The following is a 15,131-nucleotide window of genomic DNA, read 5'->3' on the forward strand; positions in this document are numbered from 1 at the left end:
GAAAGCAGTCCTCTTTCATTTACCCGATAGATAAGGTGGGTAAATTATTTAGATATCAAATTGCTATTAGTGATGATGGGTATGGGTTCTAAATGAATATGTTGCACCTAAAGAAAGCTTATCAGCTTTTTTTGTGGGATGATCAATACGATAACTCACCTCAAAAACATTTAAACCTGCATTACGAATGCTTAAATTCACTTTACCATTTGCATCAGTTTCTTTACGAGCATTATCGTCCGCACCGATATAATCATTAATGACTTTGGCACCTGCTAATGGTTTCCCGTCTAAAAGGACTGTTACAGTAACGTTATCTCCTTGATGCAGGGACGCAGGGTTCTTTTCTGGTACGATTTCCAATGGATAGCCTACGGCTTTTGGCATAATAGAATTATCCATAACAGAAACAGCATATTTGACTGACTCTGTTGTGAACTTGACGTCACCGTCTACGTGTGAGTCGGCTTTGGCTTTTTGGACCCATTCTCCATTTTTCAATACAGCCCAGTAACCACCGTGAAGAGTGATAGCAACCATACCTAATTTTGCTGGATCAAAACTCACAAAGTCCTCATAATTTTTGCGAGTTAAATCGACAGTTTTATCTCCACCAATTCCTTTGATTTGTGTCACTTGTTCAGGTTTATATGCATAATTGCTTGCACCATGTCCATAGATGACTACCCATTTATCTTGCTGTTGGGCTACCCATGCGTTGTGTGCGGAAACTTGAGAACTAGAAAATAACAGTAGAGCACTGCAAATTGACAAACTAATACGTTTTAACATGTTTAATCCTTAAAAAATAAATTTTGAAAGCACTATGGATATGGCTCATGATGTCAAAAGAAAAGAGCGTCCATAGTGATAAATTTTAAAAATGAAATAATAGGTATTTTTTTAAGATAAAACTCCAAATAAAATGTGTAAAATTTGCCTCTTATGCTAGGTATCATAACATACATGTTTTCTTAAGATATGCGCCATTACTAGTTCTTGTTGTTATTTTGTTAGTTTAAATATAAAATTTTTTACCATGCAGTAATAAGATGAATAACAGTTGGTGCGTGATTTATTAATACTTAAAATCTAAATAAAGAAGAAAGAATAGTCATTTTTTTTAGATACAGGTAGGATGAAATTAGATAAAAAATACCCTGAGCTCTATTGGAGAGATGCTCAGGGTGTGTAGTGAAAGAGAAAAAAGTTTTCTACTTATTGAAAGTATTTTTTAACAGTTTCTACTTCATTTTTTGAGCCTAAAATCACACTTACACGTTGGTGGATTTGGCTAGGTTGTATATCCAAAATGCGGTTAACAGTATCAACAGCAGCACCACCAGCTTGTTCAATTAACATACTCATTGGGTTAGCTTCATACATGAGGCGAAGTTTACCTGGTTTACTTGGATCACGTTTGTCCCAAGGATATAGAAAAATACCGCCACGTTGTAAAATACGGTGTACTTCTGCAACCATTGAGGCTACCCAACGCATATTAAAATCTTTACCTCTAGGACCAGTAGATCCTGCTAAACAATCTTGAATATAGTGTTGGATAGGTTGATCCCAGTGACGGCTATTGGACATATTAATAGAAAACTCTTTAGTATCTTCTGGAATACGTACATTTTCCTGTGTCAGTAGCCATGAACCTAGTTCACGATCCAGTGTGAACACGACTACACCGTTACCAATAGTTAACACCAATAAGGTTTGAGGGCCATAGAGGGCATAACCAGCAGCAACTTGTTTGCTGCCTGGTTGTAAAAAATCTTCTTCAGTAATTTCACGACCAGTAGCATTTTCAGGCGCTTTTAAAATTGAAAAAATAGTGCCGATAGAAACATTGACGTCAATATTAGAAGAACCATCTAATGGATCAAATAATAGTAGATATTCACCTTTTGGATAACGATTGGGGATTTTATGAATTGTTTCCATCTCTTCTGATGCCATAGCAGCAAGTTGCCCGCCCCATTCATTAGCTTCCAAAAGAATTTCATTAGAAATCACATCTAATTTTTTTTGAGCTTCACCTTGTACATTTTCTGTCCCTTGATTTCCAAGGACTCCTCCAAGAGCACCTTTTCCGACGGTATGACCGATACGTTTACAAGCACGAGCAATTACTTCTATTAATAAACGTACTTCAGAAGGGATCAGCTTATTTTGACGTTGTTGCTCAACCAAATATTGGGTTAAGGTTTTATTCACGAAAAATTCTCCAACTAATAATTAAATATTTAATGCTTTACTAACAATTTCAGTCGTATTTTTTGATAGTTTAGGATATTGTGCCACTGTTTGTAATGCCTTTTGCATAAATTCTTTATTAGGACTGGCATAACGTTGCCAGTTGTCCATAATTCTTGCAAAACGAGCGGCTACTTCTGGATTTAAACGATCAAGCTCACATACTTTATCAGCCCAGAACTGATAAGCACTGCCATCTTTGGCATGGAACACTAAAGTGTTATTAATGCAGAACTGGAATAATAGGGCACGCGCACGATTTGGGTTACGTAGTGTAAATAATGGTGTTTGCATTAAGCCATTAATTTGCTGTAAATCTTTTGCTGCTAATGCCTCTAAGGTAAACCATTTATCCATGACTAAAGGATTATCTTGGAAACGTTGATTGAAGTCTTGAGATAGCGGTTGGCTGATTTCTCTTGGTGCGTAGTTTAGTAATGGGGACAATGCACCCATGCGATCCGTCATATTTTGGGCAGACTGATATTGTTGCAGAGCAAGCTTAATCCCTTGTTTGGATTGGCTACTGATTAAATAAGCAAGGGCAAGGTTTTTTAAACTACGTTGACCTGCACTAATTGGATCAGGGCTATATTCACCTTGGTGGTGATTTTGCTGATAAGTCTCTAGCCATAATTTTTCATGTGCAGATCCTAGCGTTTGACGGACAAACTCACGTGCTTGATAGAGCGATAAAGGCGTAATAGGTGATAATTTTTCAAATAGAATTTTTTCTGCAGGAAGTGTTAATAACCATGCACGGTAACCAGAGTCCAAAGAACGATCTGTTAAATTATGTTTCCATACATCTAGAATGATTGGATTTAGGGAGGCTGGTTCATCATGTTCGAATACTTGGCATAGTCGTAGAATTTCTCTGGAAGACAATTCTTGTGCGGCTTCCCAACGTGCAAATGGATTCTTATCATGAGCACATAGAATAGCTAGTTCTTCAATGCTATAGTCATAGTCCACGTAGACAGGTGCAGAAAAGTCTCTCAATAAAGATAAGAAAGGACGTCTGGAGATACGCTGAAATATCCAAGTCTGGGAAGGCTCTTTAAGCTCTAAAATGACGCCGTCATTAATTGTAGTTGTCACATTTTCTAATGAGCTAACATCTAAAGCAATGCTATTTCCTTCGGCATCTATCATACCAATGTGGAAAGGAATGAAGAAAGGCTTTTTCTCTAATTCAGGATGTAGTTTTTCAACACCTACTTTTTCACATGATTGTGTTAGGGTGACAGCACAAGTTTGTTTCACTTCATCATAGATTATCTCTACTTTCACTCTGGGTGTACCCGCTTGAGAGTACCAATGACGAAACACAGCAAAGTCTTTTTGTGGGTATTGCTTGGTATAAATACTTTCCATCGCATTGACAAAGTCATCACAAGTCACCGCTTGTCCATCATGGCGTCTGAAATACTCATCCATCCCTGTGCGGAAGCCTTGTTCACCTAACAGAGTATGTTGCATACGAATAATTTCTGCACCTTTTTCGTAGACAGTTGATGTATAGAAATTACCAATCTCCTGATAACTGTCTGGGCGAATAGGGTGAGCCATTGGACCAGCATCCTCAGGGAATTGTGCTGTGCGTAAACGTGTTACATCGTCGATACGTTTAACTGCACGTGCGCTTAGAGCAGCTTGTTCAGGAAGATTTCTAGCCATCATGTCAGCTGTAAATTCTTGATCTCTAAAAACTGTTAAACCTTCTTTTAGACTTAGTTGGAACCAGTCTCGACAAGTGACTCTATTACCTGTCCAGTTATGGAAATATTCATGCCCTACAACGGCTTCAATTCCTGTGTAGTTTGTATCTGTTGCTGTTTCTGGGTCTGCAAGAACATAAGAGGCATTAAAAATATTTAACCCTTTATTTTCCATCGCACCCATATTAAAGTCACGTACCACGACAATCATAAAACGGTTTAAATCAAGCTCTAAGCCAAACCGCTTTTCATCCCAAAACATAGCACGTTCTAGGCTATCAAGCGCCCATAAGGTTTGCTCACCACTACCTTTGTCGCTATATACTTGTAGTAATACCTCACGCCCTGAGCGTGTTGTACTCGTTTTCTCTCGCACATCAAAATCACCAGCGACAAGAGCAAATAAATAACACGGTTTTTTAAAGGGATCATGCCATTTTGCTTCATGGCGATTATTTTCTAAGTCTTTTTGTTCAAGTAAATTGCCATTAGACAATAACATTGGAAAACGAGTCTTATCAGCATTTAATGTGACAAAGTATTCACTCATGACATCAGGTCTGTCAGGGAAGAATGTGATACGGCGAAAACCTTCGGCCTCACATTGAGTAAAGAAACTTTTGCCAGATACATATAACCCCATTAAGGTGCTATTAGCACTAGGGTTGCAGATAGAAACAATTGTAAGTTTAAATTTTGTTAAGGGGGTATTTATAAAGAGCAAATTATCCTTATACTCATAGTCAGTATGAGGTTGATCATCAATGTGAATGGAGACTAATTCAATATCCTCTCCATTTAGACATAAAGGTTGCTTAGTTTCCTTAGCTTCTACAATAAGAGTATTTGTTACTTTTGTTTGTTGTTCTTCTAGATAAAAGTGTAGATTAACTTGATGGATAGTAAAGGGAAATGGTTTGTAATCTTTTCGGTAAATGGTTTTGGATAGAGTTGACATTTTGATGAGCTCAGAAAGAAAAACAGGTAATATTATAGGGTAATCGCAGCGAGAGTTTGTTTCAAGCTGTTTTTCTGACAGGAGACGATTATGTCGTTTTTTGCTAAAACGTTAAAACTAACTACATTTTTATCTACTATTGGCTTGGCGGCTTGTTCGTCTACCAATACATTCACTACAAAGCTTAATTCTTTCCAGAACTGGCCTAGTGATGCTACGGGTAAAAAATATGTATTTGCTCAAGATAGTAGCAAAAATTTAGAGTATAAAACTTATGCTGATGCTATCGCCAAAGAAATGTGGAAAACAGGTTTGGTACCAGCTACAACAAGAGCACAAGCACAATATATTGTTGATTTCAAACTTAATACGGAGCTTAAAGAAAAGCTTGTACAAGAGTATTATGATGAGCCAGTCATTTATCCAAGCTTTGGCTTTGGTTTTGGTGATTATGGCTGGGGATATAGTAATAGCATGTTTGGTGGTTTTAATATTGGCTATGCACCAAGAGTGGCAACTTATCCTGTACAGTTTAACCGTTATACCCTTGCGTTAGAGATCAAATCTAAAAGTGGTAATCCTATTTATCAGGCTACTGCTTTAGCTGATTCGAATAAAGCGAGTTTGATGCAAGTCTTTCCATATTTAGCGGCATCTGTTTTTGATAATTTCCCAGGTGATAATGGTCAAGTAAGACATGTAGAATTTGATATTGATAAAAGTATTGAGCAACAAAAACCTGTTAAATACGATCCGAATAAGAAATAATTTATATAAGCTAACTATATGACATTAATAGATAAAGCAAAAGCATTAAATCACGCTCAATCGTTGTTATTAGAGCCATATGGCTTACACGAAGAGCATTTGGCTAAGGCACTTGGGGAAATTTTCACACATAAAGTTGATTATGCTGATTTATATTTTCAGTATACGCGTAGTGAAAGTTGGGGATTAGAAGAAGGTATTGTTAAAACGGGTAGTTTTAATATTTCTCAAGGAGTTGGGGTTAGAGCTGTGTCTGGTGATAAAACAGCTTTTGCTTACTCTGATGATATTTCATCAAAAGCGCTACTGGATGCAGCGAGTACAGTAAAGACTATTGCAAGACAGGGCGAAGGTAAGACTAAAATTAAATCAAAAGCTGTAGCGCCACATCAGCTCTATGCTCCTATTGATCCATTGGGAAGTGTGGATACTGTTGAGAAAGTTGCCTTACTTGAAAGAGTTGAACAATTAGCAAGAGCGGCTGATCCTGCCGTATCACAGGTGATGGCTGGATTAAGTGCTGAGTATGATGTAGTGCTAATTGTGGGTTCAGATGGCCGTTTGCAAGCAGATATTAGACCGTTAGTTCGATTATCTTTAACTGTTATTGTAGAACGAGAAGGACGTCGTGAGGTCGGTCATACAGGTGGCGGTGGTCGTTATGGGTTAAATTATTTTACAGAAGACCTCTTACAAAGCTATGTCGATAAAGCAGTCAAAGAGGGGTTAACTAATTTAAATGCCAAAGCGGCTCCTGCTGGTGAAATGATGGTGGTGTTGGGGGCTGGCTGGCCTGGTATTTTATTGCATGAAGCTGTGGGTCATGGTTTAGAAGGTGACTTTAATCGCAAAGGCTCAAGTATTTTCTCTGGTCGTGTAGGTGAACGAGTTGCTTCAAAAGGAGTAACCGTCATTGATGATGGGACTATTCCGGATCGACGTGGTTCATTGAATATTGACGACGAAGGCAATCCAACGCAACGTAACGTATTAATCGAAGATGGTATTTTACGTGGTTATATGCAGGATACTATGAATGCTCGCCTGATGAAAACGGCAATAACAGGTAATGGTCGACGGGAATCCTATGCACATTTACCTATGCCACGCATGACTAATACGTTTATGCTTGGTGGTGATAAAGCACCAGAAGAAATTATTTCCTCTGTAAAGAAAGGTATTTTTGCGGCGAATTTTTCTGGCGGTCAGGTTGATATTACTAGTGGGAAATTTGTATTCTCTGCGTCAGAGGCATACATGATTGAAAATGGTAAAATTACTTACCCAATTAAGGGAGCAACTTTAATTGGTAATGGTCCCGAAACAATGAATAAAGTGGCAATGATAGGTAATGATTTATCCTTGGATTCAGGCGTTGGCACATGCGGTAAGGATGGACAAAGTGTACCAGTCGGTGTTGGCATGCCAACGATTCGTATCGATGGGTTGACTGTGGGTGGTACGCAAGCATAAATTTAGGATATTATTACTCTTTTACCAATGAATGTAGAACATGGCTTTCGCTAAAATGACTAATACAATCATATGGCAAAAGATACTAGTATGAATGAAGCGGGAAACTTTACCTTGAAGTTTCCCTTTTTTTCGTAATGTCATGGCCGTAATAAAGTGAAAAAGTATACTGGTGGCTAAGAGTATTTTTATACTTAAAAGTAAGCCAAAACTGGATAGAAAAGGATGAGCTAAAGCTTCTCTATGAAACCATGCCATACTCAATCCCGTACTGAATAAAATAAGTAGCACCCACGGGATTAATTCTTTTGCTCGACCACCAATAGCTTTACTGACGGGTTGCATTATTTCTGGCGTGATTTGCTTGCTAATTTTTCGTAAAAATAGCACTTCAAAGAAAACAGTACCGATAAAAATAAAGGCACATAATAAATGCAAAATGAGTAGAAGAGGGTAAATCATAGTAGACCCATTGCGATACCAAAAAGTTATAAAGTTATTATTAGTTAAGGAATTAAATATCACATTGCAGATAGTGAGTAACATAAAATATAATATCGCTGTTGCAATAGATACTTATCCCCAAGTTAATTTTGTCATTAACAAAATTATTTACAAATGATAAAAATCAATTTATACCCAGTCACTGATAAAACAGATTTAATTTCTTTATTTAAACAACATCCATTATTTGCGAATTTCCCGGATGGCTTATATGATGTTGTGACTCAAGAAGCCAAATATGTCAATGTTGTTGCTGGCGATATTTTGTTTAATGAGGGCGATGCTGCTGAGCAATATATGTTGGTGGCAGAGGGTGAAATAGAAATGTTTCGGTATTCTATAGAAGGTGATGAAAGGGTCTTCAATATTTTTGGTAAGGGCCAATTAATTGCTCATGCAGCTATGTTTATGCAGCATGGTAAATACCCAATGAATGCGAGAGCAAGAAATGATGCGTATTTGTATTGTTTGAATCGCCAATCCTTACATCAGGCTTGTTATGACTACCCCGAATTGGCTATTCGATTATTATCTGGCTTGAGTGTTAATGTTTATCAGCAACTTAATCAAGTACATTGGTTAACGTCAAGTTCTGCACAAGAGCGATTAGCGCATTACTTTGTTGAATTAAATAAAAAACAAGGAAATCAGCAAAAGGTTAGTATTCCAGTAACGCAAAGGCAATTAGCTGCACAGTTAGGGATTCGTGCAGAAACGTTGAATAGGTTGCTTGGTGAGTGGCAACAAAAAAACTATATTGAAGGTAAAAGAAAAGACTGGGTCTTGTTAGATTTGGCTTATTTACAAGAATTATCAGGTGCGGCTAAACGGACTTTTTAGTTTAAATGTAGCAATGAAACAACGAAGTAAAAGCAAAAGCCAAAATTCTTTAGGTTCTGACAATAGTTGTGTTAGCATAGAAAACATGAATATGCTAATGAAAACAGTATCTTATTTTTATTTTTTTGGATTTTCAAAGCCTTAGAGCGGAGAGAAGGATACTGTGTAGCTAATCAAAATGCCATCCAGAAGCCGCCTAAAAAACTAGGTGGCTTTTTTAATTTATGTTTTAAGTAGTTAACTAATGTAATAAATAGGAGAAATTAACGTGTCATACAATACCGATGATATTCGTATTCATGAAATTAGAGAGTTAAGTCCACCATCTCACCTGATGCGTGAATTTCCTATTTCTATCAGAGTTTCAAATGTCGTACATGATGCTAGACAAGCTATTCATAATATTCTGACTGATCAAGATGATCGTTTGGTAGTGGTTGTTGGACCTTGCTCTATCCATGATACGAAAGCCGCACTGGAGTATGCTGATCGCTTACAAGTACTGCGTGAAAAGTATAAAGATCAATTAGAAGTAGTTATGCGTGTTTACTTTGAAAAACCACGTACAACAGTAGGTTGGAAAGGTTTGATTAATGATCCAGATTTAGATCATAGTTTTAATATTAATAAGGGTTTACGCATTGCGCGTGAATTATTGTTAAGTATTAATGAAAAAGGATTGCCAGCAGGTTGTGAATACCTTGATATGATTACGCCACAGTATATTGCTGATTTAGTTTCATGGGGCGCTATTGGTGCACGTACAACAGAAAGTCAAGTGCATCGAGAATTGGCTTCAGGACTATCTTGTCCGGTAGGCTTTAAAAATGGAACAGATGGCAATACTAAAATTGCGATTGATGCCATTAAGGCAGCTTCTTCACCCCATCATTTTTTGTCGGTGACTAAGGGGGGGCATTCAGCGATTGTAAAAACCAAAGGTAATCACGATTGTCATATTATTCTACGCGGTGGTAAAACACCAAATTATCAAGCCGAGTTTGTCCAAGCAGCGAGTACTGACTTAGAAAAAGCGGGATTAACGCCTAAAATTATGATTGACGCTAGTCATGCTAATAGCAGTAAGAAACCAGAAAACCAACCACTAGTGATGGAAGATGTAGCACAACAAATGGAGGCGGGTGATAAGCGTATTTTTGGTGTGATGATTGAATCTCATTTGGTTGCTGGTCGTCAGGATTATGTTGAAGGGCAAGCACTTGTTTATGGTCAAAGTATTACTGATGGTTGTATTGATTGGTCAACAACTGAGCAAGTGTTAGCACGTCTGGCGAAAGCTGTTGAAAATCGTCGCCAGAAGCTATCTGCTTAACAATTATCAGCATAAGTATTCTTGAGATAATTAGAACAAGCGAAAAAAGCAATTCTTAACCACATTTTTTAAGAGATTAAGTGTATACACTGCATTTAATCTCTTTATTTTTGGCTTTAAAAGAGTTTGTATTTGCATTGCTGTAAAGGGCGTGTGTCATAGGGAAATCGGTTACAATACGTCATTATGAATACTACTTTAAAAAAACCTCGTGTTGTGATTGGTCTGTCTGGCGGTGTTGACTCGTCGGTGAGTGCTTGGTTGCTCAAAGAGCAAGGCTATGATGTTGTTGGTCTGTTTATGAAAAATTGGGAAGACGATGATGACTCAGAGTACTGTTCAACGCGACAAGATTGGATTGATGCGGCAAGCGTAGCAGATGTATTAGGGATTGATATTGAGGCAGTTAATTTTTCTGCTGAGTATAAAGATAGAGTATTTGCAGAATTTTTACGAGAATACTCTGCTGGACGAACACCTAATCCAGATGTATTGTGTAATGCAGAAATTAAATTTAAGGCATTTTTGGACCATGCGATGACGCTTGGCGCTGATTTTATCGCCACAGGGCATTATGCCAGAGTACGCTCCATTGAGGTTAATGGCAATACCGAATATCAGTTATTAAAGGGTTTGGATCCGCTTAAAGATCAAAGTTATTTCTTGCATCGATTAAACCAAGCCCAGTTGAGTAAAGCGATTTTTCCTCTTGGTGAAATTTGTAAAACTGAAGTCAGAAAAATTGCACAACAATTGAAGTTACCCAATGCTACGAAGAAAGACTCGACTGGGATTTGTTTTATTGGGGAGAGACCGTTTAGAGAGTTTTTAAATCGCTATTTGCCTACTAAGCCAGGTCCTATTTTGACAGATGAAGGAAAAGAAATTGGTCAACATACAGGCTTAGCTTTTTATACCTTAGGGCAACGTAAAGGTTTAGGCATTGGTGGCGTCAAAGGTTATCAGGCTGATGACGGTACAGCAGATGCATGGTATGTTGCACATAAAGATCTTAAGAATAATGTGTTATACGTGGTTAGTGGTCATGATCACCCATGGTTATTGAAACCGGAATTGGAAGCAGAAGATGCGAGTTGGATTGCTGGTTATACACCTGCTTTAGGTAATTATGGTGCAAAAACACGTTATAGACAGCAAGATGCTCAGTGCCAGCTAGTTAGTGCGGATGATAAAAAATTTACGTTGGCTTTTGAGCAAGCTCAATGGGCAGTCACACCGGGGCAATCAGCTGTATTGTATGACGGCGATATTTGCTTGGGTGGAGGAATTATTTATTAATAGTTGAAATTAGATAACATGATGAAAATTGCAAAAGAATTGACAGCGCTTAATGCTGTGTCTCCCCTAGATGGACGTTATGCCTCTCGTTGTGATGAGTTACGTCCTTTTCTATCTGAAGCAGGATTTATGGCTCACCGCGTTGAGGTAGAAATCAATTGGTTAATCGCTTTGTCTGAGGCAGGTTTACCTGAATTGCCTAAATTTAGTGCCAAATCAAAACAGGTACTTAATAAAATTGTTAGTCAATTCTCAGAACAAGATGCTCAACGTATCAAAGAAATTGAGCGTACGACTAATCATGACGTTAAGGCGGTTGAGTATTTTTTAAAAGAAAAGATTGCAAATGATAAAGCATTGGCTAAAGCGGCTGAATTTATCCATTTTGCATGTACTTCAGAAGATATTAATAACACGTCTCATGCGTTGATGCTAACAAGAGTACGTGACCAAGTTGTATTGCCTAAATTAGAAGAAATTTTGGCGAAGTTGATTACTTATGCAAAACAATATGCTAATCAGCCTTTACTATCTCGCACGCATGGTCAGCCCGCAAGCCCAAGTACTATGGGTAAAGAGTTTGCTAATGTGGCAGCGCGTTTAAAAAATGCCATAGAAGCGATTCGTAAAGTAGAAGCGTTGGCGAAAATGAATGGTGCCACAGGTAACTATAATGCCCACTTAAGTGCTTATCCAGATATTAATTGGGCAAGCTTTAGTAAAAACGTGTTAAAAGGTTTGGGCTTAAAGCAAAATGAATATACGATTCAAATTGAGCCTCATGATTGGATGGCAGCACTTTTTGATGCTATTGCTCGAGCAAATACTATTTTATTAGATCTTAATCGTGATATTTGGGCTTATATTTCGTTAGGTTATTTCAAGCAAAAACTTAAAGAAGGCGAGGTAGGTTCTTCAACGATGCCTCATAAAGTAAATCCGATTGATTTTGAAAACTCAGAGGGAAATATTGGCTTAGCTAATGCGGTATTACGTCATTTGTCAGAGAAATTGCCTGTTTCTCGTTGGCAACGTGATTTGACAGACTCTACTGTATTGCGAAATTTAGGTGTTGCACTCGGTTACTGTTTGGTTGCTTGGGATTCACACTTAAAAGGTCTTGGTAAGCTAGAATTAAATGCTGCCGCTATTGATGCTGATATTGATAGCTGTTGGGAAGTTTTAGCAGAGCCAGTGCAAACAGTTATGCGTCGTTATGGTTTACCACAGCCATATGAACAATTGAAAGCATTAACTCGCGGTCGTGGGATTACAGAAGAGGCTTTAAGAGAGTTTATTGCGAATCTAGATTTGCCAAAAGACGCTAAACAACGCCTACTCAAAATGACACCACGCTCTTATATTGGACATGCTCATAAGTTAGCTAAATCAATTAAGTAAAAACTGTCAGAGATAGTTGATAAAGACTCTCAGGCCACTATGGTTGTTCCTATAGTGGCTTTTGTTTTGTAATATATTTTTACACTGTCCAGCAAATACATACAAAAAATACGTGAATACGTATATCTTTATTTATCATATTCTTTACAATGAAAGAGACTTATATAAATTAAAGAAAAGGAGCTGATATGTTACATTATGCTGTCGTATTTTTAGTGATTGCTTTAATTGCTGCCGTATTAGGTTTTGGTGGAATTGCGGGGACTGCTGCAAGTATTGCAAAAATTTTATTTGTCGTGTTTTTAATTGTAGCTGTTCTTTCGTTTATTTTTGGACGAGGTAGACGGTAGTTAATTATTGTAAAGTAATTGGTCTATATTCTATAGGGTAAGTGATATAATCAATCAACTTATGAAATAGTTTACGGATATTTAACCTCTTTGAAATTTGTTAATAAAATACGGGTTATATAATATCCAATGTAGTTCTAAATTATTTTATAGGCAGCTTTTATTTAAAGCTGCCTATTTCTATTTGCAAAGGAAGAATCATAAATGACGTTGAAGCATTTACGTTTGGGATTCATTAGTCTTTTAGCGATGGTGCTAACTGCGTGTGGTACAGTGACTGAGTATCGTTATGGACAAATTTCTCATCCAAAACGCACAGAAGTTGAACGAGTTCCATTTAATCCTAATGATATAGGTGGTCATACGGGAATTTCACATTTAGTTGGTCGAGCGTATTTACGTGATAACAGGAGTTTTCAAGAAAGAGTAGGTGGTTTTATTGATGTTGTGTTAAATCCCGTCTCTAAAGCTAGTACGCAATGGTTTACTGAAGTGTGTCGTCATGGCAAAGTGTTAAAAGGGCAACCAGATGCCTTATATCAACAAGCATTGATTCAAACGAAAACCAATAATTATGGTCAGTTTGCATTTCCTAATGTCCCTTCGGGAGAATACTATTTATCAACTCGTATCTATTGGTTAGATGAAGCACCTAGAAGCGGACCGATTGAATATGGTGGTTTATTGGCTAAAAAAATCAACTTACAACCTGGGGCACAGACAATTGATTTGAGTCAAATTGATAAATGTCCAGGTTATTATCACTAAAAACTTGGTCATTTTACCAAAATTTACATTTTTTCTTTTAAAAAACAAAGATTTTTAGTGACTATTTCAAGTAAATTCTATATAGTAAGCTTGTTTTATTATTTTCTGAGGATTAGGCATAATGAAAATTACTCGTATTTTAGTTAGCTCAACATTAGCTTTAGCATTAACAGCATGTTTTGCTACAGGTGGTTCTTCATCTACTACAACAACAGTAGCTAAAACTGATACTACATTAAGAGATGCGTTAGCTAAAGAGGCAGCACACGCTAAGTCATTTAACCTTTATGTAGGTTCTACACAAAAAACAGTTGCAAAAGCTGCTAAAAAAACAAAAAAATCTAAAAAATCAAAAGCAGTAGCAGAAACTCCTGCTGCTACAGTAGAAGTAATGTCTGACAACGTAACTTACTACACTTCTGGTGCTATTGTTAGCAATGCAGATGTACGTAATGCATTCGTTGCAAAAACAGTTGCTGGTGAGCCTGCTTTAGGTGTTCGTTTAACTGATGCAGCTAATGCTCGTTTATCTAGTGCATTAAGAGCTAATATGGCTAATACAGTATTAGCTAGTTTAAATAACTCAGTATTTGCCAAAGTGAACAATGCAGACGCAAAATTACAAGACGGCGTATTACTAATTCCAATGAAATCTTTAAATGATGCGCGTGATTTAGCTGATTTATTACGTAAAAAATAATTAAATTCACAGCTGAGGCTGTGTAATAATTTGAAATATAGAATGCACGACTTAACAATTCTTATGCATAGTGGGGCGTGCATTTATACTTTATTTTGATATAATATAATTATCGTTAATTATATTTATAAAGGAAGAAATATGAAATTATCTCGCAAATTAGCTGTTGCTGTATTACCTTTAGCAGTTATTTTAGCCGGTTGTTCAACTGTAAAAGATGCAGCTAATGCTACAGCTAATACAGTATCAAATGCTGCTGGTGCAGTAGCTGATGCAGTTACTCCTGCAAAACAAGCTTCTATTGACGTCTTCTTAGCTAGCCAAAAAGCGGTAAAAGGTTACCAAGCAGTTAAAATTACTGATAAACAAACTATTTACGTTAACACAACTAAACCAATTATTACTCGTAACCAATTAACTGCTTTGGAAAGTGTTAAAGATAACCAAGGTCGTTCTTTCGTACGTTTAGCATTGAACAAAGATGGTTTAGCTGCATTAAAAGCAACACCAAAAGGTCAAAACTACGTAACAACTGTTGACGGTCAATTAGCTGCTGTTGGTGCTTTTGCACAAGAAAATTACTTATACGTTCCAGTGCGTGACGAAAAAGTAGCAACTAGCATTGTTGATGCTGTAGCTGGTAGAACAACTACATCTAAATAATTAGATTTTTTAGATTCGTATAAAAGCTTCAGGAAGTGTTTCCTGAAGCTTTTTCTTTACTTACTATAGGTATGTTATTGTTATAGTGGTATGA

14 protein-coding genes are annotated in these 15,131 nt (G+C 37.1%); 10 read left to right on the forward strand and 4 right to left on the reverse strand.

The genetic code is table 11. The annotated features are described in order from the left end of the window. Positions 1 to 66 precede the first annotated feature (66 nt). The 3 genes from BQ4443_RS08215 to pepN all read right to left on the reverse strand — a co-directional run bounded on the left by BQ4443_RS08215 (position 67) and on the right by pepN (position 4,938). Positions 67 to 792: a DUF4198 domain-containing protein gene (locus BQ4443_RS08215; protein WP_023951448.1), complete on the reverse strand. Its 726-nt coding sequence runs from the start codon at positions 790 to 792 to the stop codon at positions 67 to 69. Positions 793 to 1,218: 426 nt separating this feature from the next. Next, on the reverse strand, positions 1,219 to 2,220 hold the full coding sequence (locus tag BQ4443_RS08220) for a class 1 fructose-bisphosphatase (protein WP_071058551.1): 1,002 nt from the start codon (positions 2,218 to 2,220) through the stop codon (positions 1,219 to 1,221). Positions 2,221 to 2,241: 21 nt separating this feature from the next. Next, the gene (gene pepN / locus BQ4443_RS08225; protein ID WP_071058552.1) at positions 2,242 to 4,938 is read right to left on the reverse strand and encodes an aminopeptidase N; all 2,697 of its coding nucleotides are present in this window, start codon (positions 4,936 to 4,938) and stop codon (positions 2,242 to 2,244) included. A 90-nt stretch (positions 4,939 to 5,028) separates the two neighbouring features. Between pepN and BQ4443_RS08230 the strand changes: the two genes are divergently transcribed. Both BQ4443_RS08230 and tldD read left to right on the forward strand, forming a co-directional pair. Continuing rightward, complete coding sequence (locus tag BQ4443_RS08230) at positions 5,029 to 5,706, forward strand: DUF4136 domain-containing protein (protein WP_023951452.1); 678 nt, start codon at positions 5,029 to 5,031, stop codon at positions 5,704 to 5,706. An 18-nt stretch (positions 5,707 to 5,724) separates the two neighbouring features. Continuing rightward, positions 5,725 to 7,179 carry a metalloprotease TldD gene (gene tldD / locus BQ4443_RS08235; RefSeq protein WP_071058553.1) on the forward strand — a complete coding sequence of 485 codons (1,455 nt, stop codon included), beginning with the start codon at positions 5,725 to 5,727 and terminating at the stop codon, positions 7,177 to 7,179. Between the two features lie 21 nt (positions 7,180 to 7,200). On the opposite strand, the gene BQ4443_RS08240 is transcribed toward tldD, so the two are convergent. Then, positions 7,201 to 7,641 carry a CopD family copper resistance protein gene (locus tag BQ4443_RS08240; protein ID WP_023951455.1) on the reverse strand — a complete coding sequence of 147 codons (441 nt, stop codon included), beginning with the start codon at positions 7,639 to 7,641 and terminating at the stop codon, positions 7,201 to 7,203. Between the two features lie 156 nt (positions 7,642 to 7,797). Between BQ4443_RS08240 and BQ4443_RS08245 the strand changes: the two genes are divergently transcribed. The 8 genes from BQ4443_RS08245 (at position 7,798) to BQ4443_RS08280 (ending at position 15,037) form a co-directional block, all read left to right on the forward strand. Then, positions 7,798 to 8,523 (forward strand): Crp/Fnr family transcriptional regulator, encoded by a 726-nt coding sequence (locus tag BQ4443_RS08245; RefSeq protein WP_023951457.1) that lies wholly within the window; start codon positions 7,798 to 7,800, stop codon positions 8,521 to 8,523. 268 nt (positions 8,524 to 8,791) lie between these two features. After that, positions 8,792 to 9,856 (forward strand): 3-deoxy-7-phosphoheptulonate synthase AroG, encoded by a 1,065-nt coding sequence (gene aroG / locus BQ4443_RS08250; RefSeq protein WP_023951459.1) that lies wholly within the window; start codon positions 8,792 to 8,794, stop codon positions 9,854 to 9,856. A 186-nt stretch (positions 9,857 to 10,042) separates the two neighbouring features. Next, positions 10,043 to 11,155 carry a tRNA 2-thiouridine(34) synthase MnmA gene (gene mnmA, locus BQ4443_RS08255; protein ID WP_023951460.1) on the forward strand — a complete coding sequence of 371 codons (1,113 nt, stop codon included), beginning with the start codon at positions 10,043 to 10,045 and terminating at the stop codon, positions 11,153 to 11,155. Positions 11,156 to 11,176: 21 nt separating this feature from the next. Beyond that, positions 11,177 to 12,556 carry an adenylosuccinate lyase gene (gene purB / locus BQ4443_RS08260; RefSeq protein WP_023951463.1) on the forward strand — a complete coding sequence of 460 codons (1,380 nt, stop codon included), beginning with the start codon at positions 11,177 to 11,179 and terminating at the stop codon, positions 12,554 to 12,556. A gap of 188 nt (positions 12,557 to 12,744) precedes the next feature. Continuing rightward, positions 12,745 to 12,906, forward strand: a complete 162-nt coding sequence (locus BQ4443_RS08265; protein ID WP_023951464.1) for a DUF1328 domain-containing protein — start codon at positions 12,745 to 12,747, stop codon at positions 12,904 to 12,906. 204 nt (positions 12,907 to 13,110) lie between these two features. Further along, complete coding sequence (locus BQ4443_RS08270; RefSeq protein WP_023951468.1) at positions 13,111 to 13,674, forward strand: hypothetical protein; 564 nt, start codon at positions 13,111 to 13,113, stop codon at positions 13,672 to 13,674. A 121-nt stretch (positions 13,675 to 13,795) separates the two neighbouring features. Continuing rightward, on the forward strand, positions 13,796 to 14,374 hold the full coding sequence (locus BQ4443_RS08275; RefSeq protein WP_071058554.1) for a hypothetical protein: 579 nt from the start codon (positions 13,796 to 13,798) through the stop codon (positions 14,372 to 14,374). A 141-nt stretch (positions 14,375 to 14,515) separates the two neighbouring features. Beyond that, positions 14,516 to 15,037, forward strand: coding sequence for a hypothetical protein (locus tag BQ4443_RS08280; RefSeq protein WP_023951470.1), 522 nt, complete (start codon positions 14,516 to 14,518; stop codon positions 15,035 to 15,037). The last annotated feature ends 94 nt before the right edge of the window (positions 15,038 to 15,131 follow it).

Source organism: Pelistega sp. MC2 (genome assembly GCF_900099475.1).
In the GTDB taxonomy this organism is placed as follows: domain Bacteria; phylum Pseudomonadota; class Gammaproteobacteria; order Burkholderiales; family Burkholderiaceae_B; genus Taylorella; species Taylorella indica.